22 protein-coding genes are annotated in these 24,199 nt (G+C 70.7%); 11 read left to right on the forward strand and 11 right to left on the reverse strand.

Going from position 1 to position 24,199, the window contains the following annotated elements; genetic code table 11:
* Nucleotides 1–157: 157 nt before the first annotated feature.
* From B5X82_RS19030 to B5X82_RS19050, 5 genes are all read right to left on the reverse strand, one after another.
* Nucleotides 158–2,638 carry a PhoX family protein gene (locus B5X82_RS19030; protein WP_079649751.1) on the reverse strand — a complete coding sequence of 827 codons (2,481 nt, stop codon included), beginning with the start codon at nucleotides 2,636–2,638 and terminating at the stop codon, nucleotides 158–160.
* Nucleotides 2,639–2,741: 103 nt separating this feature from the next.
* Nucleotides 2,742–3,368: an SCO family protein gene (locus tag B5X82_RS19035; RefSeq protein ID WP_079649752.1), complete on the reverse strand. Its 627-nt coding sequence runs from the start codon at nucleotides 3,366–3,368 to the stop codon at nucleotides 2,742–2,744.
* Nucleotides 3,358–3,816, reverse strand: coding sequence for a copper chaperone PCu(A)C (locus B5X82_RS19040; RefSeq protein ID WP_079649753.1), 459 nt, complete (start codon nucleotides 3,814–3,816; stop codon nucleotides 3,358–3,360). The genes B5X82_RS19035 and B5X82_RS19040 overlap by 11 nt, the downstream gene beginning before the upstream one ends.
* A 57-nt stretch (nucleotides 3,817–3,873) precedes the next feature.
* Nucleotides 3,874–5,919 carry a TonB-dependent receptor family protein gene (locus tag B5X82_RS19045; protein ID WP_079649754.1) on the reverse strand — a complete coding sequence of 682 codons (2,046 nt, stop codon included), beginning with the start codon at nucleotides 5,917–5,919 and terminating at the stop codon, nucleotides 3,874–3,876.
* 87 nt (nucleotides 5,920–6,006) lie between these two features.
* Complete coding sequence (locus B5X82_RS19050) at nucleotides 6,007–6,408, reverse strand: hypothetical protein (protein ID WP_079649755.1); 402 nt, start codon at nucleotides 6,406–6,408, stop codon at nucleotides 6,007–6,009.
* An 89-nt stretch (nucleotides 6,409–6,497) separates the two neighbouring features.
* Here B5X82_RS19050 and B5X82_RS19055 point away from each other — a divergent pair, with 89 nt between their 5' ends.
* From B5X82_RS19055 to B5X82_RS19070, 4 genes are all read left to right on the forward strand, one after another.
* A complete protein-coding gene (locus B5X82_RS19055; RefSeq protein ID WP_079649756.1) occupies nucleotides 6,498–6,812 on the forward strand; it encodes a DUF1905 domain-containing protein in 315 nt (104 codons plus the stop codon).
* Between the two features lie 184 nt (nucleotides 6,813–6,996).
* Nucleotides 6,997–7,650 (forward strand): DUF969 domain-containing protein, encoded by a 654-nt coding sequence (locus B5X82_RS19060; protein ID WP_079649757.1) that lies wholly within the window; start codon nucleotides 6,997–6,999, stop codon nucleotides 7,648–7,650.
* Nucleotides 7,647–8,588, forward strand: coding sequence for a DUF979 domain-containing protein (locus tag B5X82_RS19065; RefSeq protein ID WP_079649758.1), 942 nt, complete (start codon nucleotides 7,647–7,649; stop codon nucleotides 8,586–8,588). Before B5X82_RS19060 ends, B5X82_RS19065 begins: the two co-directional genes overlap by 4 nt.
* A gap of 14 nt (nucleotides 8,589–8,602) precedes the next feature.
* Entirely contained in the window at nucleotides 8,603–9,625 is a 1,023-nt protein-coding gene (locus B5X82_RS19070) for a DUF2891 domain-containing protein (RefSeq protein WP_079649759.1), read from the forward strand.
* Here B5X82_RS19070 and B5X82_RS19075 read toward each other — a convergent pair.
* Nucleotides 9,606–10,472, reverse strand: coding sequence for an alpha/beta fold hydrolase (locus B5X82_RS19075; protein WP_125726342.1), 867 nt, complete (start codon nucleotides 10,470–10,472; stop codon nucleotides 9,606–9,608). The two genes, B5X82_RS19070 and B5X82_RS19075, sit on opposite strands and share 20 nt — an antisense overlap.
* A gap of 83 nt (nucleotides 10,473–10,555) precedes the next feature.
* On the opposite strand from B5X82_RS19075, the gene B5X82_RS19080 reads away from it, so the two are divergent.
* From B5X82_RS19080 to B5X82_RS19090, 3 genes are all read left to right on the forward strand, one after another.
* Nucleotides 10,556–11,548: a bile acid:sodium symporter family protein gene (locus B5X82_RS19080; RefSeq protein WP_079649761.1), complete on the forward strand. Its 993-nt coding sequence runs from the start codon at nucleotides 10,556–10,558 to the stop codon at nucleotides 11,546–11,548.
* A gap of 69 nt (nucleotides 11,549–11,617) precedes the next feature.
* Nucleotides 11,618–12,640 carry an adenosine deaminase gene (locus B5X82_RS19085; protein ID WP_079649762.1) on the forward strand — a complete coding sequence of 341 codons (1,023 nt, stop codon included), beginning with the start codon at nucleotides 11,618–11,620 and terminating at the stop codon, nucleotides 12,638–12,640.
* Between the two features lie 15 nt (nucleotides 12,641–12,655).
* Nucleotides 12,656–13,168, forward strand: a complete 513-nt coding sequence (locus tag B5X82_RS19090) for a phosphoribosyltransferase domain-containing protein (RefSeq protein WP_079649763.1) — start codon at nucleotides 12,656–12,658, stop codon at nucleotides 13,166–13,168.
* A gap of 7 nt (nucleotides 13,169–13,175) precedes the next feature.
* Here the strand turns inward: B5X82_RS19090 and B5X82_RS19095 are convergent, their stop codons facing one another.
* Nucleotides 13,176–14,780 carry an ABC-F family ATP-binding cassette domain-containing protein gene (locus B5X82_RS19095; protein WP_079649764.1) on the reverse strand — a complete coding sequence of 535 codons (1,605 nt, stop codon included), beginning with the start codon at nucleotides 14,778–14,780 and terminating at the stop codon, nucleotides 13,176–13,178.
* Between the two features lie 187 nt (nucleotides 14,781–14,967).
* Between B5X82_RS19095 and B5X82_RS19100 the strand changes: the two genes are divergently transcribed.
* Together B5X82_RS19100 and rnk are read left to right on the forward strand one after the other, a co-directional pair.
* Nucleotides 14,968–15,666: a peptidylprolyl isomerase gene (locus tag B5X82_RS19100; RefSeq protein ID WP_079649765.1), complete on the forward strand. Its 699-nt coding sequence runs from the start codon at nucleotides 14,968–14,970 to the stop codon at nucleotides 15,664–15,666.
* 209 nt (nucleotides 15,667–15,875) lie between these two features.
* On the forward strand, nucleotides 15,876–16,289 hold the full coding sequence (gene rnk, locus B5X82_RS19105) for a nucleoside diphosphate kinase regulator (protein WP_079649766.1): 414 nt from the start codon (nucleotides 15,876–15,878) through the stop codon (nucleotides 16,287–16,289).
* A gap of 63 nt (nucleotides 16,290–16,352) precedes the next feature.
* Here the strand turns inward: rnk and B5X82_RS19110 are convergent, their stop codons facing one another.
* Entirely contained in the window at nucleotides 16,353–17,804 is a 1,452-nt protein-coding gene (locus B5X82_RS19110; protein ID WP_079649767.1) for an MFS transporter, read from the reverse strand.
* Between the two features lie 77 nt (nucleotides 17,805–17,881).
* On the opposite strand from B5X82_RS19110, the gene B5X82_RS19115 reads away from it, so the two are divergent.
* A complete protein-coding gene (locus tag B5X82_RS19115) occupies nucleotides 17,882–18,811 on the forward strand; it encodes a 2-hydroxyacid dehydrogenase (RefSeq protein ID WP_079649768.1) in 930 nt (309 codons plus the stop codon).
* A 162-nt stretch (nucleotides 18,812–18,973) separates the two neighbouring features.
* Here B5X82_RS19115 and B5X82_RS19120 read toward each other — a convergent pair whose 3' ends face one another.
* The 3 genes from B5X82_RS19120 to B5X82_RS19130 are packed head-to-tail and all read right to left on the reverse strand — an operon-like array spanning nucleotide 18,974 to nucleotide 22,945.
* Entirely contained in the window at nucleotides 18,974–20,485 is a 1,512-nt protein-coding gene (locus B5X82_RS19120; protein WP_079649769.1) for a malonate--CoA ligase, read from the reverse strand.
* A 43-nt stretch (nucleotides 20,486–20,528) separates the two neighbouring features.
* Nucleotides 20,529–21,824 (reverse strand): lipopolysaccharide biosynthesis protein, encoded by a 1,296-nt coding sequence (locus B5X82_RS19125; RefSeq protein WP_079649770.1) that lies wholly within the window; start codon nucleotides 21,822–21,824, stop codon nucleotides 20,529–20,531.
* A complete protein-coding gene (locus tag B5X82_RS19130) occupies nucleotides 21,821–22,945 on the reverse strand; it encodes a glycosyltransferase (protein WP_079649771.1) in 1,125 nt (374 codons plus the stop codon). The genes B5X82_RS19125 and B5X82_RS19130 overlap by 4 nt, the downstream gene beginning before the upstream one ends.
* Before the next feature lie 73 nt (nucleotides 22,946–23,018).
* Between B5X82_RS19130 and B5X82_RS19135 the strand changes: the two genes are divergently transcribed.
* A complete protein-coding gene (locus B5X82_RS19135) occupies nucleotides 23,019–24,164 on the forward strand; it encodes a sugar-transfer associated ATP-grasp domain-containing protein (RefSeq protein WP_079649772.1) in 1,146 nt (381 codons plus the stop codon).
* The last annotated feature ends 35 nt before the right edge of the window (nucleotides 24,165–24,199 follow it).

A 24,199-nucleotide genomic window follows, 5' to 3' on the forward strand; every position in this document is an offset into this window, starting at 1 on the left:
CGCCGGGCGACAGGCGTCTGCTCCTTGGCTGTGGAAGGGATGGCCGAACCTGCCCGCCCCGGTCCGGGCTGTCAAATCCGCGACCCGGTCAAGAGGCGAAAGGGGGGACGCGGCCGCCTGCGCCCCCCCCTTTCTCGTTCCGTCGCTAGCGATGGGGTCAGAGACCGACGACGCCACCGTCATTCTTGGTGATTACGATCGTCGCCGAGCGCGGGCGCGCGGTCGAGCTGGTGCCGCCCTGGGTCGCCGGCCAGCTGCTCTGCAGCGCGGTCAGGCCGCCGTCCTCGCCGGGATGCTGGATGTTGACGAACAGGGTGCGGCCGTCGGGCGTCGAATCGATCCCGGTGATCTCGCAGCCCTTGGGGCCGACCAGGAAGCGCTTGAGCGTCGCGCCGGTCGCCGTCTTGCCGACGATCGTCGCCTGGGTGCGCGTGGCGCCATCGGCCCCCTTGTTGGTGATCGTCCTCGCACCGCCGTCGCCGACCTTGCCCGGAAGCGCGACCAGCATCTGGTTGTTGGTCCGGTCGGTGAAGGCGCCGTCGTCGGTCTGGATCCACAGCAGCGGGCTGACCTGGCCCGATTCGTTGCTGGGCCGGCCGAACCACAGGCCGTCCGGACTGGAGAAGTCGTTGCTGGCATCGAGGCCGGACAGGTTGACGTTGGCCGGATCGGAATCGGCCGAGTCGGCGCCAAACAGGTAGATGTCCCAGCTAAAGCCGGTCGCCTCCGACGTGTCGCCGGTCTCGCGCAGGCGCACGATATGACCGTTCGGATTGCCGCGCTGCGCGGTGTTCGCCGCACCCTTCGGGTCGTTGTAGTGGCGCGGGTTGGCGGCGTCGGTACCGTCGAGCGGCCGGACCGACGCGTTGTTGTTGGTGAGCGTCAGGTACATCTCGCCGGTCACCGGGTTGATCGTCGTCCATTCCGGCCGATCCATCTTGGTCGCGCCCAGCGCGTCGGCGGCGAGGCGGACATTGGTCAGCACGTCGGCCTGGTCGGCGAAGGCGTAGGTGGCGTTGGCGGCGGTCAGCGGGCCGGTGCCGAAGACCAGCGGCATCCAGGTGCCGGTGCCGTCGGCGTTGAACTTCGCGACGTAGAGCGTGCCGGCGTCAAAATATTTGTCGCCGATCGCGAGCCGGTCGCTCGCGCTGGCGTCCGCCGCCGCCCAGGGCTGGGCCGAAACGAACTTGTAGAGATATTCGCCGCGCGAATCGTCGCCCATGTAGAAGGCCGGCCTGCGGCCCGCGACGAACGCCGACGGCCAGCAGCCTTCATGGCCGAAGCGGCCGAGCGCGGTGCGCTTGCGGGGCGGCTTGGTCGGGTCGTAGGGATCGATCTCGACCACCCAGCCGAACTGGTTCGGCTCGTTGCGGAAATCGGCGGTGCCGTCGGCGGCCGCGCCGGTCGCACTCGCGTTCCAGCGCGCATAGATGGTGCTTGTCGCATCGGACGGGATGACCGAAGCCCAGCCATAGCTGCCGCCGGCGCCCTCCGGGATGCCGTAGCGCTTGAGCGCCACCACCGACCTGGCGGCGGCGCCGCCGCGCGCGGTATCGTCGCCCGTCGCACGGCGGAAATAGCCCGCCCAATTCTCCTCGCAGGTCAGGTAGCTGCCCCAGGCGGTGAAGCCGTTGGCGCAATTGTTGATCGTGCCGCGGCCGTCGGTCCCGGCGGGTGAGAAGCGGGTGCGGAGCAGCGCGTTGCCGCGCACCGGGCCGCTGAACACAGCCGGCGTCAGCGGGGTGATGCGGCGGTTGAGCGCACTGCCCTGGACATAGCTCCAGGCGCCCGAGCCGGCACGGGCGACCTCGACCACGGCGACGCCATGCGCCTCCATCTCCTTGAGCGCCTCGCCCTCTGGGCGGACGCCACCGGTCGAGGTCGGGCCGTTGGCGTGCAGATAGACCTGGGTGATGTTCTCATGGTTCATCACCAGGAGGCCACGCGTGTTGCTGGCATCGTCGCGCGCCGAGCCGGTCGCGGCGAGCCCGAAATAATGCATGCCGTCATGATGGTCGCCGCCGCGCGCCGAGAAGCCGGTGTCGGTGCCGTTGTTGGCATAGGCCGAGGTCGCCGCATTGAGCGGGTCACCGAGGCGATAGAGCACCGAGACCGAATAGCCCTCGGGCACCTTGACGACATCGTCGAGGCTCTTGGCGACGCTGGTGAAGCCAAGCACCGCCGGCGAGACGGTGACGGTGGTCTGCGCGGTGGTGGACTTGCTGCGGTCGTCGGTCGCCTTGAACTCGAACACCAGCGGAGTCACCGCCGACACCGCCGGCGCAATGAAGGTCGCGCTGTTGGTGTTGGCGTTGCTCAGCGTCACGGTGGGACCCGAGACCTGGGTCCAGGAGACGGTCAGCGCATCCTTGTCGGTGGCGGTGCCGGCCAGCGTCACCAGCTTGCCCGAGCTCGACTGGCCGTTGGCGCCGGCATTGACGACCGGCGCGTCATTGTCGCTGCCGCAGGCGGTCAGCAGCAGCCCGCCGAAGCTGGCGGCGGCGATCGCCGAAATACCGCCGAACAGCGTCTGGCGGCGCGAATAGCGCTCGGCGGCGATGCTTTCGAGCGTCGGGTTGTCGGTCGGATTGCAGTCGACGACACCGTCCGAATAGCCGTCACGAACCACGTCAGTCATGGGCTTGCTCCCCTTGGTGAGAAGCCGGCTCGCTAACAATGGCGCGCGAAAGATTTGTGCGCTTCCGCTTACGCGGGAGTGAACATGATGTGGCATTTCCGCGTCATGCCGCCCCGACCAGCCTCCGCAGCTTGGCCAGCCGGGGCGCGTCGCCCTCGTCATGCGCCAGCGTCCCGAAGAAGCGCCCCTCCGCGTCCATCAGGAAGACGGTGGCGGTATGGTCGATGACATAGTCGCCGCCGTCGACCGGTACCTTCTTGTAATAGACGTGATAGGCGCGGACGATGCGGTCGATCTCCGCCGCCGATCCGGTCAGGCCGATGATCGGCGTATCGAACAGGGTCAGGTAATGGCCGATGTCGGCCGGCCGGTCGCGCCCGTGATCGAGCGACACGAAGACGAGGTCGAGCCGCTCGCCGGCCGGGCCCAGCGCCCGCTTGAGCCGCGCCATGGTCTGAAGGGTGGTGGGACAGACCTCCGCGCAGCGGGTGAAGCCGAAGAAGATGGCGAAGGGCCGGCCGCGCAGGCTCGCCTCGGTCATGGTCCGGCCGCTCTGGTCGGTCAGGCTGAACGGCCCGCCGAAGGCGGCGGCATAGCCGGCGTGCGGATCGGCCGGCGGGCGCAGGCGCGGCCAGAGCGTCAGCCCGGCATAGCCGAGCAGCACCGCCGCGACCGCCGCCCACAACAGGACGCGCAGCGGGAACAGGGGCCCCCGGGGTTCACTGGCCATGCCGCCCTCCCTCCGGCCGGAAGTCGATCGGCTCGACCCGGAAGCGGACGGGCAGCTCGCCCGCACGGGCGAAGCGCAGCCGGATCTCGACCACATCGCCGCGCCGCAGCGGGCGCTTCAGGTCGGTCAGCATCAGGTGATAGCCGCCCGACCGCAGCGCCACCGCGCCGCCGGCGGGGATGGCGAGCCCGCCGGTCACCGGCCGCATCCGCATGATGCCGCCGTCCATCGTCATGCTGTGCACCTCGACGCGCTCGGCGACCGCCGAACGGGCGTCGAGCAGCCGGTCCTCGCTTGTGCCGGCATTGCGGATCAGCGCATAGCCCGCGCCGGTCCTGGCGGCGGGCGGCGTCTCGCGCAGCCAGGGGGTTTCGATCCGTACCGGCGCGGCAACGGCCGGCGCGGCGATGGCGGCGATCGCCAACGCGATCGTCATCGTCTTGATCATCGGGATTCTCCACGAAGCGACGCGGAGCGGCGCGACGGCTGCCCCGCGCCGGGATTGTCAGAAGGTCATGCGCAGCCCGCCGTAGAAGGCGCGGCGCTCGATCGGGTAGAAGGCGACGCTGCCCTCGTCGGCCGGGGTCGCGCGGTTGTCGGGCGCATAGGCGACCAGCGCGCTGATATCGCCGACCGCCTTCTTGCCGGTCAGGTTGCGCGCGTCGAGAAACAGGGTGATGCCGGGCGCGAGCCGCGCCTCCGCCCCCAGGCCGACCGTCGCATAGCCCGGCGCGCGGAGCGTGTTGCGATAGTCGGCCCAGGCGCCCTGGGGCACCCATTCGACATTGGGGGTGAGGTTGAGCCCCTCGAAGCCCAACCGCAGTTCGGCGCGATACTGATGCCGGGGGATCACCGGCAGCCGGTTGTCGCCGTAGACGGCGTCGTCGCGGAAGCGGAAGTCGTTATACTGGTAGACCTGCCGCAGCCGGATCAGGGCGCCGAGCTGGAGATCGAGCCCCGCCTCGATCCCCTGATGACGGGTGCGCCCCGCGTTGAAGGTCGCCGCCGGGATGACCGGGCTCACCGCATATTGCAGCATCTCGCCCTTCAGGTCGGCACGATAGAGGCTGATGTCCCACGCCGCGATGCCGTGGCGGCCGCGCGTGCCGATCTCGACCGTCCAGGCCCTCTGCGCCCCGACCGGGCTGAAGCCCGGCAGGCCGGTGTTCGGCGTCTGGCTCAGCTCGTTGAAGCCGGGCAGCTCGACCGAGCGGCTGACATTGGCGAAGACCTGCACCGCCGCCGACGGCGCGTAGAGCAGGCCGAGCTTGGGCGCGAAGGCGTCGAAATCGGCCTCGCCGCTGCGCGCCGGGGCGAGCCGGTTGACGATCCGCCGCTCGCCGCTGGTGTAGATGCCGCCGGCGATCAGGGTCAGCGGCTCGATCGGCCGGAGCCGCAGCTCGCCATAGCTGTTGATCGTCCGCGCGGTCTGGCGCTGGTCGGCGGTCGGCGCGCCGCGCCGTCCCGCGACGTTGACGAACTGCTTCGCCGCGACCGTGCCGAACCGCGCCTGGGTGCCGAACGTCGCCTCCCACGGCAGGCCGCCCAGCTCGCCGGCAAGGTCGAGGCTGGCGAAGACGCCGCGGTCGTTGCTCTTCTGGTCGATCACCTGGAAGATCGGGTGGAACAGCTTCTTGGCGTTGAAGAAGCCGCCGAAGCTCAGCCGCCCGTTGCCGAGATCGACCGTGGTGCGGTTCTGGAGGCGGACCGAATCGACGTCGCGCTCCTGGTCCATCGCGATGTTGGCGGGCAGCGACAGCTTCGGCGTCGACAGCGCCTGCGCCAGGGTCAGCGAGCCCGGCAGGTCCTGGTCGATATGGCTGATCGTCGCATAGAAGCGCGTCTCGATCGCGTCGGTCAGGCGCAGGCCGACATTGCCGTTGAAGCGGATCGCGTCGCGCTTCGCATGGTCACGGTCGCCGTCCGAGCGATCGGTGGTCAGCGCGACATAGGCGTCGCCGCGCGCATCGGCGAACGCCGCCGCCGCCTTGGTCCGCAGCGTCCCATAGCTGCCGCCGTCGACGCGCAGCTCGAAGCGCGGGGCGGTCCGGCCGGTCGGCGTGACCGCGTTGATCGCGCCGCCCAGCGTCGATCCGCCGAAGCGCAGCGCGTTGGCGCCGCGATAGACCTCGATCCGCTCGAACACCTGCGGGTCGAGCTCCTGGAAGTCGCCATTGTCGTCGGCGAGGTTGATCGGGATGCCGTCCTGCAACAGCGTCAGCCCGCGCATGTGGAAGCCGCGGCTGAGCCCCGATCCGCGGATCGACAGGCGGACCTCCTGCCCGAAGCGCGGCTGGGTGTAGACGCCGGGCGAGAAGGCGAGCGCGTCACGCAGGCTGACGGCGACCTTGTCGGCGAAGGCCGATGCCTCGACGACGTCGATGCCGCCCGGCCGCCTCTCGACCGCCGCGCGGGCGTCGTCGGCGACGGTCTGGGCATTGACGACGATCATCGCGCGATCGGCCTCGGCCTCCTCGGCGAAGGCGGCGGCGGACAGGCAGAGCAGCGCGAGCGCCGAGGCGCCGCAAGCGAAATGGAAGGTGCGATTCATGGAAAATGGCCTCGATCGGGCGCGCCCGATCACGGGCCGCCCATGGACAGATCACCGGCCGCGCGGAGGCGGTCGGTCAGCTCCGGATCAGAGGCGGGCGGGTGGTCCTGTCGCGGGCGGTGGCGGAGCGGCGAGGCCGCGGCCGATCGCGACCGCGGTGACGGCGAGCGCGGGCAGCGCGGCCGCGGCCGGCAGCGGCGCCGCAAGCGTGTCGAGGCCCGACGGCAGGTCGAGCACCGCCGCGAAGCCACCGAACACGCAAGGGTGGTCGGCCTGGCCTTCGCCGGGCTTGCCCTTGTGGATATTGCCCTGCTCGTCGATCCAGGCCTGCTGCGCGCCGGCGCCGGTGCAGAGCGTGATCGCCAGGCCGCGATCGGCGGCGGGCATCCAGCCGGCGGGGACCAGCAGGCGCATGAACAGCGCCAGCGCGACGAGGATCAACGCGATCCTGCCGCCCCTTTGTCCCCGATCGAGATCCGCCCCGGTCATGGCGGCGCGTCTAGCCGCAGGGCCGGGCCAAGTCCATCGCCCGCGTCGCAGGATTGATTCCCGCCGCGCCCGGCGGCACTCTTCCCGCCATGACCGGAGACGAGACCTTCACGCTGACCGCCACCGTCTGGCTGTGGCGATCGGCCGGGAAGGAACGGCCGATGGCGTGGCACTTCCTGACCATCGACGGGCAGACCTCGGCCGAGATCCGCTATGCCGCGCTCGGCCGCACCGGCGGTTTCGGGTCGATCCCGGTCGAGGTGCGGATCGGCACGACCTGCTGGCGCACCTCGATCTTCCCGCACCGCGACAGCGGCGGCTATATCCTGCCGCTCAAGGCGTCGGTCCGGAAACGCGAGGGGATCGCCGCCGGCGACGAGGTGAGCCTATCCCTCGCGATCTGAATCCCTTCCTCCGGCCGTCACCCCAGCGCAGGCTGGGGTCCATGTCTCTCATCGGCCAGAGGACATCTGAGAAGACAACAGACATGGATGCCAGCCTTCAGCCTTTGGCTGAAGTTCATCCCGAGCGCCTGCCTTGCAGGCAGTCGAGGGGCTGGCATGACGACATTATCGGGGGGACGGACTGATGCTCGTCCTCTCCGGCATCCTGATCATCGTCGCGGGCTTCGTGCTGCGCTTCAACCCGTTGCTCGTCGTGCTGGTCTCGGCTCTGGCGACGGGACTCGCGGCGGGGATCGGACCGCTCGACCTGCTCGCCGCCTTCGGCAAGGCGTTCAACGACAGCCGCTATGTGACCGTGATCTACATGGTGCTGCCGGTGATCGGCCTGCTCGAACGCCACGGCCTGCAGGAGCGCGCCCGGACGCTGATCGCGGGGTTGCGCGGCTTCACCGTCGGCCGGCTGCTGCTCGGCTATCTGCTGTTCCGCCAGGTCACCGCCGCGCTCGGCCTCGTTTCGGTCGCCGGGCATGCCCAGACGGTCCGCCCGCTGGTCGCACCGATGGCCGAGGCCGCCGCCCAGCAGCAGAGCGGCGACGAGGAGCGCGACGAGGAGGCCGCCGCGATGGCCGCCGCGACCGACAATGTCGGCCTGTTCTTCGGCGAGGACATCTTCATCGCGATCGGGTCGATCCTGCTGATGAAGGGCGTGCTGGAAGGCTATGGCATCGTCATCGAGCCGTTCCACCTGTCGGTCTGGGCTATCCCGACCGCGATCGCCGCCTTCGTCATCCACGGCGTCCGGCTGATGCTGTTCGACCGGCGGAAGCGGCGTCCATGATCGGCCTGGACCTCGTCTATCCCTTCGCGGGGCTGATCTTCCTGGCCTTCGCCGGATCGGCGCTGCGCGATCGCAGCCATCGCAAGCGGATCGGCAATGCGCTGTTCTACGCGCTGATCGCGCTCAGCCTGCTCGCCGGGGACCGGCTCGGCGATCTCGGCAACGGCGTGCTGGTGCTGGGCCTCGTCGCGATCGCCGGCTTCGGGCTGATGGGGCGCGGCAACGCCGCCACCACCTCGCCCGTCGAGCGCGCAGCCGAGGCGGCGGCGCGGCGCAACCGGCTGTTCCTGCCGGCGCTGGCGATCCCGGCGACCGCGCTCGCCGGCACGCTGGCCTTCAAGCAGATGCCGGCGCTGGTCGATCCCAAGCAGGCGACGCTGGTCGCGCTGACGCTGGGCGTCACGATCGCGCTGGCGATCGGCTATGCCTGGCTGCGGCCGCGCGCGATGACGCCGTTCGACGAGGGCCGGCGGCTGATGGACGGGGTCGGCTGGGCGGCAGCGCTGCCACAGATGCTCGCCAGCCTCGGCGCGGTCTTCGCGCTCGCCGGGGTCGGCGACGTGGTCGGCGGGCTGATGGGGCGGCTGATCCCGGAGGGCAGCCTGTTCGGCGCGGTGCTCGCCTATGCGCTCGGCATGGCGCTGTTCACCATCGTCATGGGCAACGCCTTTGCCGCCTTCCCCGTGATGATCGCGGCGGTCGGCATCCCGGTGCTGATCCACGGCGCCGGCGGCGACCCGGCGATCGTCGCGGCGATCGGGATGCTCGCTGGCTTCTGCGGCACGCTGATGACGCCGATGGCCGCCAACTTCAACCTCGTCCCCGCCGCGCTGCTCGACCTCAAGGACCGCCACGGCGTGATCCGCGCGCAGATTCCCACCGCGCTGCCGCTGCTGGCGGTGAACATCGGGCTGCTCTACTGGCTGGCGTTCCGGTGACGGGCGGGAAGACGATGCACACCACCACCCTCACCCCCGACCTCGCCGCGCGCTTCGCCGCACTCACACTCGGCCATCTCGGCCTGGAATGGCCGTTCAAGCTCGACCATGTGATGGCGGGGCCTGAAGATGTGCTGCCACCCTCGGCGCTCCACCCGATCTTCCACGGCAGCTTTGACTGGCACAGCTGCGTCCATGGCTGGTGGCAGGTGATGCGGCTGCTGCGCCGCTTCCCCGATCTGCCGCAGGCCGCCGAGATCCGCGCCCGTGCCGATGCGATGCTGGTGCCCGACAAGGTCGCGGGCGAGCTGGCCTATCTCGACCGGCCCGCCTCGGCCGGGTTCGAGCGGCCCTATGGCTGGGCCTGGCTGCTCGCGCTCCATGACGAACTCGGCCGCCATGCGGACCGGCACTGGTGGCAGGCACTCGATCCGCTCGCCCGCGCCTTCGCCGAGCGGTTCAAGGCCTACCTGCCCCGACTGACCTATCCGATCCGCGTCGGCGCGCATCCGAACAGCAGCTTCGCCCTGCTCCACGCGCATCGCTGGGCGACCAGCCACGATCCCGATCTCGCCGCTCTGGTCGCCGCGCGCGCCGTCGGATGGTTCGGCGCCGACCGCGGCTGCCAGGCGTGGGAACCGGGCGGCGACGAGTTCCTCTCGCCCGCGCTCACCGAGGCGCATCTGATGCGCGCCGTGCTCGCCCCAGCCGATTTCCACCGCTGGTTCGACGCCTTCCTGCCCGAGGTGCCGGCGACGCTGCTGACCCCGGCCTTCGTCTCCGACCGCACCGACGGCAAGATCGCCCATCTCGACGGGCTCAACCTCAGCCGCGCCTGGAGCTGGCGCGCGATCGCCGCCGGCCTGCCTGCCGATCATCCGGTCGGCCCGGTCGCGCGCGACGCCGCCGAACGCCACCTCACCGCCGCGCTGCCGCATCTGGCCGATCATTATATGGGCGAGCACTGGCTGGCGAGCTTCGCGCTGCTCGCGCTCGACGGGGAGGATCAGGAAGGGATCAGGCCAGGAAAGCCCTGACCAGCGCGATGAATGCATCCCGCCGGTCATGATGGACCCAATGGCCGGCACCTTCGAGCAGCTCGACCCGGACATCGCGGAAATGGCCGGCGCGTCCGTCGACGGCGGGGTTCGACGCCCAGCTCTCCGCGCCATAGACCAGCAGCACCGGGCAGGCGATTGCTGCCCAGAGCCGCTCCTTGGTCGCCTGGCTTATGTCGATCGGAGAGGTCGGGCCCAGCGCCGGATCATGCTTTGGCCGCACCGACCCATCGGCATTGGCGCGCGCGGCATGGGTCGCGAGATGGTCGAGCGTCGCTTCATCGAGCCGGTGATCGGCCTCGCGCAGCCGGGACGCCAGTGCCGCGCGGTCGGGAAAGTCACGCGGCGTCCGCGCGGTGACATCGGCACGGCGCGTTATCCACTTGCGAAGCGCCTCGATCGGGTCGGCCGCGGCGCGGCGGGCAGCCGCCTCGGGGGAATCGCCCAGCCCCTCGATGTTGACCAGCCGGGTGGCGCGGTCGGGATAGAGGCCGACGAAGCGGGTGACGATGTTGGCGCCGAGCGAATGGCCGATCATCGGGCAGGGCGGCAGATCGAGAGCGGCGACGATGCCGGCGAAATCGTCGAGATAGTCGAGCATCTCATAATCGCCGTCGCTCGACCATTCGCTGTCGCCATGGCCGCGCATGTCGGGCGCGATGACGCGATGGGTTGCGGCGAAGGCATTCGCGACCCAGTCCCAGTTCCGGGCATGATCGCGCCCGCCATGCTGGAGGATCAGCGGCGGCGCCTCCGGATCGCCCCATTCGACGATGTTGAGCTGCAGGCGCCGGACGGCGAGCGTGTAGGTGCGGGGCTCGATCATGGATCGTGGCAGTAGAGCAGCAGCCTGCCTGATACAATCGCGCGCGGCTTGACGGCGGCCCCGCGCGCCGACATTCCCCGGCCATGCGCCTGATCGTCCGCCTCCTGAAGGGGCTCGACCCCTTCCTCGTGCTTCTCACCCTGACGATCGTGGTGGCGTCGCTGCTGCCCGCGCGGGGCGTGGCCGTCGGCCTGTTCGAAGGGCTGACCGACGCGGCGATCGTGCTGCTGTTCTTCCTCCACGGCGCCAAGCTGTCGCGGCAGGCGGTGCTTGCCGGGATCGGCAACTGGCGTCTCCACCTGCTCGTCCTCGCCGCCTCCTTCCTGCTCTTCCCGCTGCTCGGCTGGGTGCTGGCGTGGGGCGCGCGCGGGCTGACCACGCCCGAGATATTGTCGGGCATGCTCTATCTGTCGCTGCTCCCCTCTACGGTGCAGTCGTCGATCGCCTTCACCGCGATGGCGGGCGGCAACGTCCCCGCCGCGGTGTGCAGCGCATCGCTGTCCAACATCACCGGCATCGTCCTGACCCCGCTGATGGTCGGATTGCTGATCGAGGTGCAAGGCAGCGCACCGGGCGTCTCGCTCGACGCGATCGAGGCGATCATGCTCCAGCTGCTGCTGCCCTTCGTCGCGGGCCACCTGTTGCGCCCGTGGATCGGCGGCTTCCTCGACCGGCACAGGAAGCTGCTCATGCCGGTCGACCGATCGTCGATCCTGCTGGTGGTCTACACCGCCTTCTCGGCCGCCGTGGTCAACGGCATCTGGCAGCGGACCGAGGCAGCGGACCTGCTGATGATCCTCGGCCTCAGCGCGGTGCTGCTGGCTGTCGTCATGGCGGTCAACCTGTTCGTCGCGCGCCGCCTCCACCTGCCGCGCGGCGACGAGATCGTCCTGCTGTTCTGCGGGTCGAAGAAGAGCCTGGTGTCCGGCGTGCCGATGGCGGGCGCGATCTTCGCCCCGGCGCAGGTCGGCGTGATCATCCTGCCGCTGATGATCTTCCACCAGCTCCAGCTGTTCGTCTGCGCGCTGGTCGCCGCCCGCTACGCCCGCACCGCCGCCGTCCCGGTCGAGGCCTGAGGCGCGCCGCATCGCCCCATTGCCACGCATCGATCCGCTGTTAGGATCGGCGCGGAAGGATGGGGGGCCATGACCGATCTCGCACATTTCGTATCGGGCCTGCCCAAGGCCGAGCTCCACCTCCACATCGAGGGCAGCCTGGAGCCCGAGCAGATGTTCGAGCTGGCACGGCGCAATCGCATCGCCATCCCCTTCGCCTCGGTCGAGGAGCTGCGCGGCGCCTATTCTTTCAGCCGGCTGCAGGACTTCCTCGACATCTATTACCAGGGCGCCGACGTGCTGCGCACCGAGGAGGATTTCCACGACCTCGCCCTGGCCTATTTCCGCCGCGCCGCCGCCGACAGCGTCGTCCATGCCGAGATATTCTTCGACCCGCAGACCCATACCGACCGCGGCATCCCCTTCCAGGTTGTCGCCGACGGCCTGCTCGCGGGGATGCTAGAGGCCGAACGCGACCTGGGCGTGACCAGCCGGCTGATCCTCTGCTTCCTGCGCCATCTCGACGAGGACGCCGCCTTCGAGACGCTCGCCGCCGCCGAGCCCTGGCTCGACCGGATCGCCGCGGTCGGGCTCGATTCGTCGGAGGTCGGCCATCCGCCGTCCAAGTTCCGCAGGGTGTTCGACCGCGCCGGGGAGATGGGGCTGCTGCGCGTCGCCCATGCCGGGGAGGAGGGGCCGCCCGCCTATGTCCACGAGGCGCTGGACCTGCTCCACATCGACCGGCTCGACCATGGCAATCGTGCGCTGGAGGATGCGGCGTTGACCACGCGGCTGGCGCGGTCGGGGATGACGCTGACGGTCTGTCCGCTGTCGAACCTGAAGCTGTGCGTGGTCGAGGATATCGACGCGCATCCGATCGAGCGGATGCTGCGGCTCGGCCTGCGCGCGACGGTCAATTCGGACGATCCCGCCTATTTCGGCGGCTATGTGAACGACAATTACCGCGCGCTGATCCCGGCCGGCCGGCTCGACGCGCACGACTTCGCGACGCTGGCGCGCAACAGCTTCCTCGGCTCCTTCCTCGACGACGTCGCGGTGACCCGGCACCTCGACACCATCGACGCCTATGTCGCGGCCGCCGCCATCGCCTGACCCAAGGACCCGTTCATGCCGACCCTGACCCCCGTCGACCAGCCCGAATTCCTGACCGCCGTCCACTATGTTGCGGCGCGCATCCGCGAAAGCGGCTGGCAACCCGACGTCATCATCGGCATCGGCCGCGGCGGGCTGATCCCGGCGGTGTATCTGAGCCATGCGACGAGCATCCCGATGCTGTCGGTCGATCACAGCTCGCACCTGCCCGACTTCTCGGCCGGGCTGCTCGTCACGCTGGCGGCGATGAGCGCGACACAGCGGCTGCTGTTCGTCGACGATATCAACGACAGCGGCACCACCATCACCCATGTCAAGGCGGCCCTGCGCGGCGCGGGCGGCACGCTCGACAATGTCCGCTTCGCCACGCTGATCGACAATGTCGTCTCGGCCGAGCGGGTCGACTATCGCTTCCGCACGATCGACCGGACCGCCAACAAGGACTGGTTCGTCTTCCCCTGGGAACAGGTCTCGCCGGTCGACAAGGTGATCGAGGATGCGGCGGTGGTGCCCGAACGGCTGGCCTGAACCGGTCCTACCCCACCTCCGCCAGCCGCCCGTCCGACAGCTCCAGCCGCCGCTCGATTCCGATATTGGCGAGGAAGCTCTCGTCATGGCTGACGACCAGCAGGGCGCCGTCGTAGGCGGTCAGCCCCGCCTCGATCGCGGCGACCGAATCGAGGTCGAGATGGTTGGTCGGCTCGTCGAGGATCAGCAGCGGCGGCAGCGTTTCGCCGCCCAGCACGCAGGCCAGGCCGGCGCGCAGCTTCTGCCCGCCGCTCAGCGATTCCACCATCTGCTCGGCCGCCTCGGCGCGGAAACGGAAACGCGCCAGTGCGGCGCGGCAGCCATTGTCGGTGGCGCCCGGATGCAGCCGCGCGAAATTGGCGGCGACCGACAGCGCCGGATCGAGCAGGCTCACCCGCTGGTCGAGCAGGGCGCAGGCGGCCGCGCGGCGCACCTCCCCCGACAGCGGCGCGAGCGCGCCGGTGACGACGGCGAGCAGCGTGCTCTTGCCCGAACCGTTGGCGCCGCCCAGCGCGATCCGCTCGGGCCCGCGCACCTCCAGGTCGACGTCGTCGAGCACGAGCCGGCCGGGTCCATGGCCGGCACGGACGCCGCGGAGCTGGAGGACGATCCGGTCGCCGGGCAGGCCGGTCGAGGCGAGCGTCACCCGCATCGGTTCGAGCCGCTCGATCCGCGCGCGGGCGGCGGACAGCGCCTCGGCGGTCTCGGTCCGCTGCCGTTCGGCCAGCCGCGCCTGCGCGCCGACGCTCTCCTCCGCCTGCCGCTTGCGGCCGCCGGCGACGATGCGCGGCATGTCCCCGCGCGCCGCCTTGCGCGCGCCGGCGCCATCGCGCCGCTGCTGGCGCTCGCGCGTGGCCTGCGCGGTGCGCGCGGTCTCGGCGGCGCGCCGTTCGGCCTGGGCGAGATCGTGCCGCGCCGCGTCGAGCTCGATCGCCTTGCGCGCGCGATAGGCGGTCCAGTTGCCGCCGTGGCGCGCCGCGCCGAGGCTGCTCAGTTCGACAATCGCGTCCATATGGTCGAGCAGCTCGCGATCGTGGCTGACGACGATCGCGCCGCCGCGCCAGCCGGCAAGCAGATCGTGGACGGCGGCACGGCCGGCACGGTCGAGATTGTTGGTCGGCTCGTCGAGCAGCAGGAAATCGGGCTCGGCGAACACCGCCGCCGCGATCGCCGCGCGGCTGCGCTGCCCGCCCGACAGTGCCGCGAGCGGCGCCTCCGGCCCGGCGTCGAGCCCGACCGCGCCGAGCGCGGCGAGCGTCCGCGCCCCGAGCGTCCAGTCGGCCTCGGCCAGCTCGTCGAGGGTCGCCGTGCCCGCCTCGGCGCGCGCCAGCAGGGCGAGCGCGTCGCGCACGCCGAACAGGTCGGCGATGGTCTCGTCGGGGGCGACGTCGACGATCTGGCGCATCACGCCGATCGTGCCGTTGATCGCGATCCGCCCGGCGCGCGGCGCCAGCTCGCCCGCGATCAAGCGGAGCAGCGTGCTCTTGCCGATGCCGTTGCGGCCGACCAGGCCGCAGCGCTCGGGAGCGAAGACGATGTCGAGATGGTCGAGGAGCGGACGGCCGTCAGGCGTGGTCCAGCTCAATTGGGAAAGCGTGATCGAGGCAGGCATGAGGATGATCCCGGACGACAAGGCGGAAGGGCTTTGCGGTCGGGTGGAAATCCATCGTCTCGTCCTCGATCTGACAGCGCGTCGCACATCGCGTGTACCGCCCATATAGGCGCTCCGGCCGGCGCGTCCAAGCCTCCTGCCATCCTGCATCTTCTGTCGCGGCCGCTTCCTGCGCTAAGCTCGCGCCATGACGATCCATCGACTCGCGCTCGGCGCCCTGCTGTGCCTCTCCGCCCTTCCCGCCCTCGCGCAGGAAGCCGCTCAGCCCGCCATGACACCGGCGCCGGCCGCGCCGCCAGCCGCCGCCGCTCCCAGGCCGGCGACGGTGCAGGTCAGCATCCTGACCAGCGAGGGCCCGATCCTGCTGGAGCTGGAGAAGGAACGCGCGCCGATCACCACCAACAACTTCCTGCGCTATGCCGACACCAAGCGCTTCGACAACACGACCTTCTACCGCGCGGTGGCGGTGCCCAACGCGCCCGAGCTGGGCCTGGTCCAGGGCGGCATCAAGTTCGATCCCAAGAAGGTCCTTCCCGGCATCGCGCACGAGCCGACCACCAAGACCGGCCTCAAGCATGTCGACGGCACCATATCGATGGGCCGCAACGCGCCGGGCACGGCGGCGGGTGACTTCTTCATCGTGGTCGGCGACATGACCTATATGGACGCCAATCCCTCGGCCCCCGGCGACAATCTCGGCTATGCCGCCTTCGGCCATGTCGTCGAGGGGATGGACGTGGTGAAGAAGATCCTCGCCGCGCCGCGCTCCCCGACGCTGGGCGAAGGGGTGATGAAGGGCCAGATGCTCGCCGCTCCGATCAAGATCATCAGCGTCCGCCGCGTCGCGGCACCCAAGCCCACCGTCGCCAAGCCAGCCCAGCCCTGAATATCCGGCATTTGACTTAGATGGGCGCAGGCACCATCTTGGCCTGATGCGGAGCTTCTGCTGCCTTTTCCGTTTCCGCCACCAAGCGGGTCAGCTTCTCGCGGGCATCTAGCCCCGGGTTCCGGTGCCTCGCGCCCCGAGCCCGGGGCGAACCTTCGACTGACCGGCGCGCCGCCATGGCGCGCGCACCCCTATCCGGAAAAGGCACCATGATGAAGAAGAAGGCGGGCCGGCGTCCGGCCATCCATATGATCGATTCCGAGGCCGAGACGCTCGCCAACATGGCCGTCGCCGCCGAGGAACGCATTCCCCAGGTCAGCGAGCTGCTGCTCGAGGAGATCGAGCGCGCCACGCTCTACAAGGCGGCGCGCATCCCCGCCGACGTCGTCACCATGCTCTCGCACGTCGAGTTCGTCGACGAGGCGAACGGGACGTCGCGCACCGTGCAGCTCGTCTATCCCAAGGACGCCGACATCGATGCGGGCAAGGTCTCGATCCTGACCCTGGTCGGCGCGGGGCTGATCGGCCTGCGCGAGGGCCAGTCGATCCTGTGGCCGGGCCGCGACGGCCATCGCCGCCTGCTCACCATCACCAGGGTGAGCCGGGAAGCCGAGGCAGCCTGAAGGCGAACGGCGTCCTGGTCCGATGCCCCCACCTCCGCTCATCCTGAGGAGCGGATGCGGTGATCAATCCTCATGCCATGACAGCGGGCGGGCGACGCTTTCGAGCGGCTGCCGCTCGCTGGCGAGGCCGAGCCGCCAGGCGAGCAGCGCCGCCCCGCCCATCAGCGCGGCGGCGAGCAGATAGCCGCCCAGCACCTGGTCGCGCGATCCGCTCTCGATCAGCAGGCCGAACAGCCAGGGCGCCAGCACCCCGCCCAGCCCGGTGCCGAGCGCGTAGAAGATCGCGATGGTCAGCGCGCGTATCTCGATCGGGAAGCTCTCCGCGACGGTGAGATAGGCCGAGGAAGCCGCCGCCGAGGCGAAGAAGAAGGTGACGCTCCAGCACAAGGTCTGCGTCGTCGCGTCGAGCAGCCCCTGCCGGAACAGCAGCCCCGTCGCTGCGAGCAGCAGCCCCGACAGCGCATAGGTCGACACGATCATCAGCCGGCGCCCGACCGTATCGAACAGCCGGCCGAGCAGCAGCGGTCCGAGCACGTTCCCGAGCGCGAAGGGCAGCACGTACCAGCCGACCCGATCGGCGGCGACGCCGTGGAAGTCGGTCAGCATCATCGCATAGGTGAAGAAGATCGCGTTGTAGAAGAAGGCCTGCGCCGCCATCAGCGCCAGCCCGAGCAGGGCGCGGTCGGGATAGCGACACACTATGGTGCGGAACACCTCGCCCAGCGGTGTGAAACGGCGGCCGCGCAGCCGCGCCTTGCCCGTTACCGGCGCCAGCGCCTGGCCGCTCCCGACGATCCGCGCCTCGATCCCGGCGACGATCCGGTCGGCCTCGGCCGGCCGGCCGTGGATGATCAGCCAGCGCGGGCTTTCGGGCAGGAAGCGGCGCAGCAGCAGGATGGCGAGGCCGATCGCCGCCCCCGAGAAGAAGGCGATCCGCCAGCCGAGATCGGGATCGAACAGGCGCGGGTCGAGCAGGACGATCGACACCCCGCCGGCCAGCGCCGCGCCGACCCAGAAGCTGCCGTTGATGACGAGATCGGTCCAACCGCGCCGCCGGGCAGGTATCAGTTCCTGGATCGCCGAGTTGATCGCGCTGTACTCGCCGCCGATCCCGGCACCGGTCAGGAAGCGCAGCAGCGCGAAGCTGGGCAGATCCCAGGCGAAGGCGGTCCCGGCGGTGGCGGCGAGGTAAAGCAGCAGGGTGAGGCTGAACAGCCGCTTGCGCCCGAGCCGGTCGGTGAGCCAGCCGAACAGCAGCGATCCGACGACGGCACCCGCCAGATAGGCGCTGTTCGCCAGCCCGACGTCGGCGGCGGAGAAGCGCAGCGCCGGGCTCTCGCGCAGCGCCCCCGCGACCGACCCGGCCAGCGTCACCTCCAGCCCGTCGAGGATCCAGGTGATGCCGAGCGCGATGACGACGAGCCAGTGGAAACGGCTCCAGGGCAGGCGATCGAGCCGGGCGGGCACGTCGGTCTCGACGACCGGCGCGGCGGAGGGCTGGGTCCGGGTCTCCATGGAGGGGTAACCGCCGTCGCGGCACTCGGTTGCGGGGGGCGCTTCCCTTTCGGGAACGCGAACCCTAGACAGGCCCCATGTCCGATCGTCCCGTCATCGCCGTCGTGCAGCCGCATCTCGGCCTGCTCGTTCCCCAGCTCTCCCAGCATTACGACATGATCGCGCTCTGGGAGGAGAAGGACCCGCCCCGGCTGGCGGAGGTCAGCGCCCTGATCATGGCCGGCGAGTTCCGGCTGCCGCCCGAGCTGATCGACCAGATGCCGAAGCTGGGCCTGATCGCCTGCTTCACGGTCGGCTATGACGGGGTCGACGTCGCCGCCGTTCGCGCCCGCGGCATCCAGGTCTGCCATGCGCACGACGCCAATCACGAGGACGTCGCCGATCACGCCATCGGCATGATCCTGGCCCAGCGCCGCGCGATCGTCGCGGGCGACCGGATGGTGCGTGCCGGCGAATGGAAGCGGGGCGCGAAGATGATCACCGGATCGCTCGACGGCGCCCGGATCGGCATCGTCGGGCTGGGCAGCATCGGCGCCGCCGTCGCCCGCCGCGCCGAGGTGATGCGGATGGAAACGCGCTGGTGGGGCCCGAACCCCAAGCCCGACGCCGCCTGGCCGCGCGTCGACACCCTGGAGGAACTCGCCGCGTGGAGCGACATATTGGTCGTCGCGGCGCGCGCGCATCACGACAATGAGAAGATGATCTCCGCTGCCGTCATCGACGCGCTCGGCCCCGAAGGGCTGCTCGTCAACGTCGCGCGCGGCCAGGTGGTCAACGAGGACGCGCTGATCGCCGCGCTGCGCGACGGCCGGCTCGGCGCCGCCGCGCTCGACGTCTATGCGCAGGAGCCGACCCCGGCCGAGCGCTGGGCCGACGTGCCCAACACCATCCTCACCCCCCACACCGGCGGCGCCACCGACGCGGCCGTGCGGCGGATGAAGGAGATGCTGCTCGCCAACCTCACCGCCTTCTACGCGGGCGAGCCGCTGCCGACACCGGTGCCCTGAGCGGAGCCGTCATGCTGAACTTGTTTCAGCATCCACCGGGAGGCCGGGCCCTGCCCCAACGGTTCCTGTAACAGCGGCTCGTACTCCCTCCCGACCAGCCTGAGCGGCCTGGCGGATGCTGAAACAAGTTCAGCATGACGATGGTGGGCCAGGCAGGCGCCCTTACCCCGCCAGCAAATCCTTGTGCTCCTCGCGCAGGAGCGCCTTCTGCACCTTGCCCATCGCATTCTTGGGCAAGGCATCGACGAACAGGATGGCGCGCGGCTGCTTGTAGCGGGCGAGCGTGTCGGCGAGGCCGGCGCGGATCGCATCGGCGTCGGCATAGCCCTTGTCGCGCGGCACGATCACCGCGACCGGCGCCTCCCCGAGGTCGCGGTGCGGGACGGCGATCACCGCCGATTCATGGACCTGCGGCAGCTCGTCGAGCGCGGTCTCGACCTCGGCCGGATAGACGTTGTAGCCGCCCGAGATGATCAGGTCCTTGGCGCGGCCGACCAGCGTGACATAGCCGCGCGCGTCGACCAGGCCGAGGTCGCCCGAGACGAACCAGCCGTCGCGGAACTCGGCCGCGGTCTTGTCCGGCATCCGCCAATAGCCCTGGAAGACATTGGGGCCGGCGATCTCCACCACGCCGACCTCGCCCTGCGGCACCTCCGCCCCCGTCTCGGGATCGGCGATGCGGATCGACACGCCGGGCAGCGGCAAGCCCACCGTGCCGGCGATCCGATCGCCGTCATAGGGGTTGGAGATGTTCATGTTGGTCTCGGTCATGCCGTAGCGTTCGAGGATGGCGTGGCCGGTCCGTTCGCGGAACTCGCGGTGGATGTCGGCCGACAGTGGCGCCGATCCCGACACGAACAGCCGCATGTGCGCGACATGGTCGCGGGTGAAGCCGGGCTCGTCGAGCAGGCGGATATAGAAGGTCGGCACCCCCATCATCACCGTCGCGCGCGGAAGCTGGCGCAGCGCCTCGGCCGCGTCGAACTTCGGCAGGAAGATCATCGAAGCCCCCGCCGCGAGGATCGTGTTGGTCGCGACGAACAGGCCGTGGGTGTGGAAGATCGGCAGGGCGTGGAGCAGCACGTCGCCGCCGGTGAAGGCCCAGGCCTCGCGCAGCGTGAAGGCGTTGGAGCCGAGATTGTCGTGGCTGAGCATCGCCCCCTTCGAGCGGCCGGTCGTGCCCGAGGTGTAGAGGATCGCGGCGAGGTCCTTGTCGTCCCGCGCGACATCGTCGAAGCTCTCCGGCTGGCCGGCGAGCAGCGCGGCGAGGCTGCCGCCGCCGTCGGCGCCGAGCGTCTCGACCCGCGGCACGCCCGCCGCTTCGGCGAGCGGCGCGACCGCCGGCAACGCGGCCGGATCGCAGACGAACAGCGCGGGTTCGGCGTCGCGCATGAAATAGTCGAGCTCGCCCGCCGTATAGGCGGTGTTGAGCGGCAGGAAGACCGCCCCCGCCCGCAGCGCGCCGAGATAGAGCATCAGCATGTCGATGCTCTTCTCCGCCTGCACCGCGACCCGGTCGCCGATGCCGACGCAGGCTCCGCGCAGCAGATGCGCGAAGGCCGCCGATCGCCGGTCGACGTCGCCATAGGTCACGACGCTGCCGTCGGGCAGATGGGCGAAGGGGGTGGCGGGATCGGGAAAGCCGGCGGCGAGGCGCGAATAGAGATTGCTCATCGCGCGGGCTTAGAGCCTGATCGCGCGGGGTGGAAGTATCCTGTTACGCGGCCGCGGCCCGACCCAGAGCGACCCGCATCGCCAGCGACGCCGCGACCGTCGCGACCGCCGCCGCCATCGCGCCGAGGCCGGGCAGCAACAGTAGGATCAGCAGCCCGAGCAGGAGGGTGCCGGCGACGCGGATGGCGAGCACTGTCCCCGCCCGGCCGTGCGCGACCAGCAACGGTTCGAGCGCGAAGCCCGACAGGTCGATCGCGACGCCGATCGCCATCACCGCCAGCATGTCGCGCGCGAAGCCGTAGCCTGGCCCAGCGAACAGGCCGATCAGCAACCCGCCGCCCGCCAGCGCGACGACGACGACCGCCAGCGACAGGCCGATCGCATAGCGCGACACCCGCGCCATGACATGGTCGAGGGTCGCATGATCGGCGCTGGCGTGGAGCCGGGCCAGTTCGGGATAGAGGACGCGCGCGGCGATCTGGATCGGCTTGGCGAGCGCGCGGGCGACCTTGCTGGCGATGCGGAAGCCGCCAGCCGCGGTCGCCCCCGCCGCGCCGCCGACCGCGAGCGTCGCGAGCTGTTCGCCGAGCAGCCCGATCGTGCCCGCCGCGTTGGTGGTGAGGGCGAAGCGCCAGATGCCCGCATTCTCGCACACCGCCCGCCGGGCGCGCCGCCGGCCGATCGCGACCGGCAGGCCGGTGCGGGTCAGCGCCGCGAGCCAGGTCGCGCCATGCTGGAGCAGCGCGGCGCCCGCCCAGCCGGCCAGGAACAGGCCGATGCCGCCGTCGGTCGCCCAGGCGGCGATCGACGCCGCCAGCCGCACCAGCGGGCCGACCGTCTGGCACCCGGTGGTGAGGTCGAAGCGGTCGACGAGGCGCAGCATGCCGGTCGGCGTCGCGCCGATCGACAGCAGCAGCGCGACCCCGAACCAGGCGGCGCGGCCCCGCTCGGCCGCGTCCCAGCCGAGCCAGCCGGCGGCAAGCGCAACCCCCGCCGCCGCGGCGATCGCGCCGAGGATCGCCCCTCCACAATCGAACAGGGTGGTGAGGCCGAGCAGCCGGCCGAGCCGGTCACGCGCGCCGGCGACGATGTGGATCGTGCCGTAGCGGATCACCGTCTGCCACGACTGGAATTGCGCGACATTGGCGATCGCCTGGCCATAAGCGAGGACCAGCGTGAACTCCCCGAAGCGGGCGGGGCCGAGGGTGCGCGCGGCGAGCCCCAGATAGAGCAGGCTCGCCACCGCCTGGAAGCCGCGGCCACCGAGCAGCCAGGCGAGGTTGCGCGCCATCCGCGCGAAGACCGCCCCGCCCTGATGAGCCGCCAGGCTGGCGCTCATGCGGCGACCCGCGCCGTGCCGTCCATCTCGGCCATCACCGCCTCGATCAGGTCGAGATAGGCGGCGCCTGGCAGGCCATAGGCGCACGCGCGGTCGCCCGGCCGCACCGCATAGCCCGAGAGCTGGACGAGGATCGCGCGCGCCAGCTCGGTGCGGTCATCTCCGCCGACGAGCAGGCCGTAGCGCCCCTCGTCGAGCACCTGCGCGGCGTCACCGGCGAGGCGCGAGGCGATCACCGGGACGCCGACCGCCATCGCCTCGAGCAGCGCGACCGACGAGCCTTCCCAGCGCGACGGCAGCACGAACACGCCCGCACGCGCCGCCCAGGCGAAGACGTTGGCGGTTTCGCCGGCGAGCAGGAAATCCTCGCCCAGCCCGGCGCGTGCGGCGAGCTGTTCGAGCCGGCTGCGCTCTTCGCCGGTGCCGTCGCCGAGGATAACGAGCCGCAGCCGCCGTTCGGCGCGGGCGATGCCGACCGCCTCGATCAGCAGGTCGAAATTCTTCTGCGGGCGAAGCCGGCCGATGCCGAGCACGACGGGAACCTCAGCGTCGAGCCAGAGGTGCGGTGCAGGCGCCGCCGCCATCGCCCGCGCATGATCGCCGTCGACCCCGCTCGCTATCTCGAGCGCCTGGCCGCGCCCGATCGCACGGGCCAGCATCGGCGCGCGACGCAGCGCCGTGCCGACGATCGCGATCCGCGCCGCGTCGGCGATCAGCCGCTCCATCCAGTGCATCCGCAACGCCCCGCGCAGGCCGTCGCCGCGCGTCACCTCGTTGCTGATCCGGTAGACGCGGCGGACATGGCCGAGCCCGCGACAGGCGAGATAGGCGGTCGCATGGCCGTGATTGCCCATCGACAGCAGCACCGCCGGCGGCTGGTGCCGCAGCCAGCGGCGCAGCGGCTGCGCGGCGGTGATGCGCGAGGCAGCCGGGCTCGGCCGATCCTTCAGGATCACCAGCCGATAGCGGCCCCGTTCGGCCTCTTCGCGGAAGAAGCCCTCGCCATGGCCGGCAACGAGGATGGTTTCGTGACGGCCGGCGATATGATCGGCCAGCATCAGCGCGTCGCGGACCACCCCGCTCGACCGCAGATCGTGAACATAGATGATGATAGTGCCCATGCGCCCAGGTCCGACCCGAAAGCGTCACGCTAACCGACATATATGACGATCCCGCGAGACGGCTGCGGGGTCGATGATGGCGGGTTACGACAGGCTCTATTATCTGCGGAAGGCGTGGCCGCTCTTCCCCGGCATCGTCCGTCCGGTCGCCGCTCCCTTCCTGGCGCCGCATTATGCCGAGCGGCGCGCCGCACGCGGGCCGCTGCGCGCGGCGGTCGACGCGGTGGTCGGCCTGGGCTTCCACCTGTGGATCCCGCGCCGCGCCGCGCGGGTGCAGCGCCGCTTCGGCCTCGACGACGCCTGGCGCCGCCGCGCCATCGCGATCGCCCGCGCCCGTTTCGCCGACCCGAACGACATCGCGCTGTTCCGGATCGAGGAGGCCGGCCAGCTCGACCTCTATGTCCGCCGGTTCGAGGACGCCGCGATCAACAGGCGGATCAACCCGCTCGGCTGGACCGCCGGCTGCGCGCTCGCCGACAAGGGCCGCTTCGCCGAGCGCTGCCGCGCGGCCGGCTTGCCCTGCCCCGAGACGGTGGCGACGGTGACCGGCGGCGCGGTCGAGATCCGGGCCGATCCCGCCGACCGGCCGCTGATCGCCAAGCCGGTGCGCGGCGAGGGCGGCGAGGGCTTGCACATGCTGGGGCCGGTGGCGGACGGCGCCGCCCTTCGTGCGCGGCTGCGGGGACTGAAGCAGGACATGCTTGTCCAGCCGCTGATCACTGTCCACCCGGCGCTCGCCGACATCGCGCTGGGCGCGCTGCCGACGGTGCGGATCGTGACGATGATCGACGAGGCCGGCACGCCCGAGGTGGTCAGCGCCACCTTCCGCTGCGCGTCCGACCCGCGCGCGCGGGTCGACAATATGAAGGCGGGCGGGCTGATCGTGCCGGTCGCGCTGGCCGACGGCGCGCTCGGCCGCGCCTGCTTCGGCTATGGCGGGCAGGACCATGACATCCACCCCGCGACCGGCGCGCCGATCGCCGGCCGGACGCTGCCCGACTGGGACGCGGCGACTGCGCTGGTGGTCGACGCCCATGCCCGCGCCTTCGCCGACTATGTGCTGATCGGCTGGGATGTCGCCTTCACGCCGCAGGGGCCGCTGCTGATCGAAGGCAACGGCAAGCCCGGCGTGCTGATGCCGCAGCGCGCGGCGCGGCGCGGGCTGGGCGAGGGCCGCTACGGCGCGCTGCTGGCGCATCATCTCGCAACCAAATCGTAGCGGCGGCGTCACATCGCCCACCTACCATGGCCCCG

Source organism: Rhizorhabdus histidinilytica, assembly GCF_900167915.1.
GTDB lineage: Bacteria > Pseudomonadota > Alphaproteobacteria > Sphingomonadales > Sphingomonadaceae > Rhizorhabdus > Rhizorhabdus histidinilytica.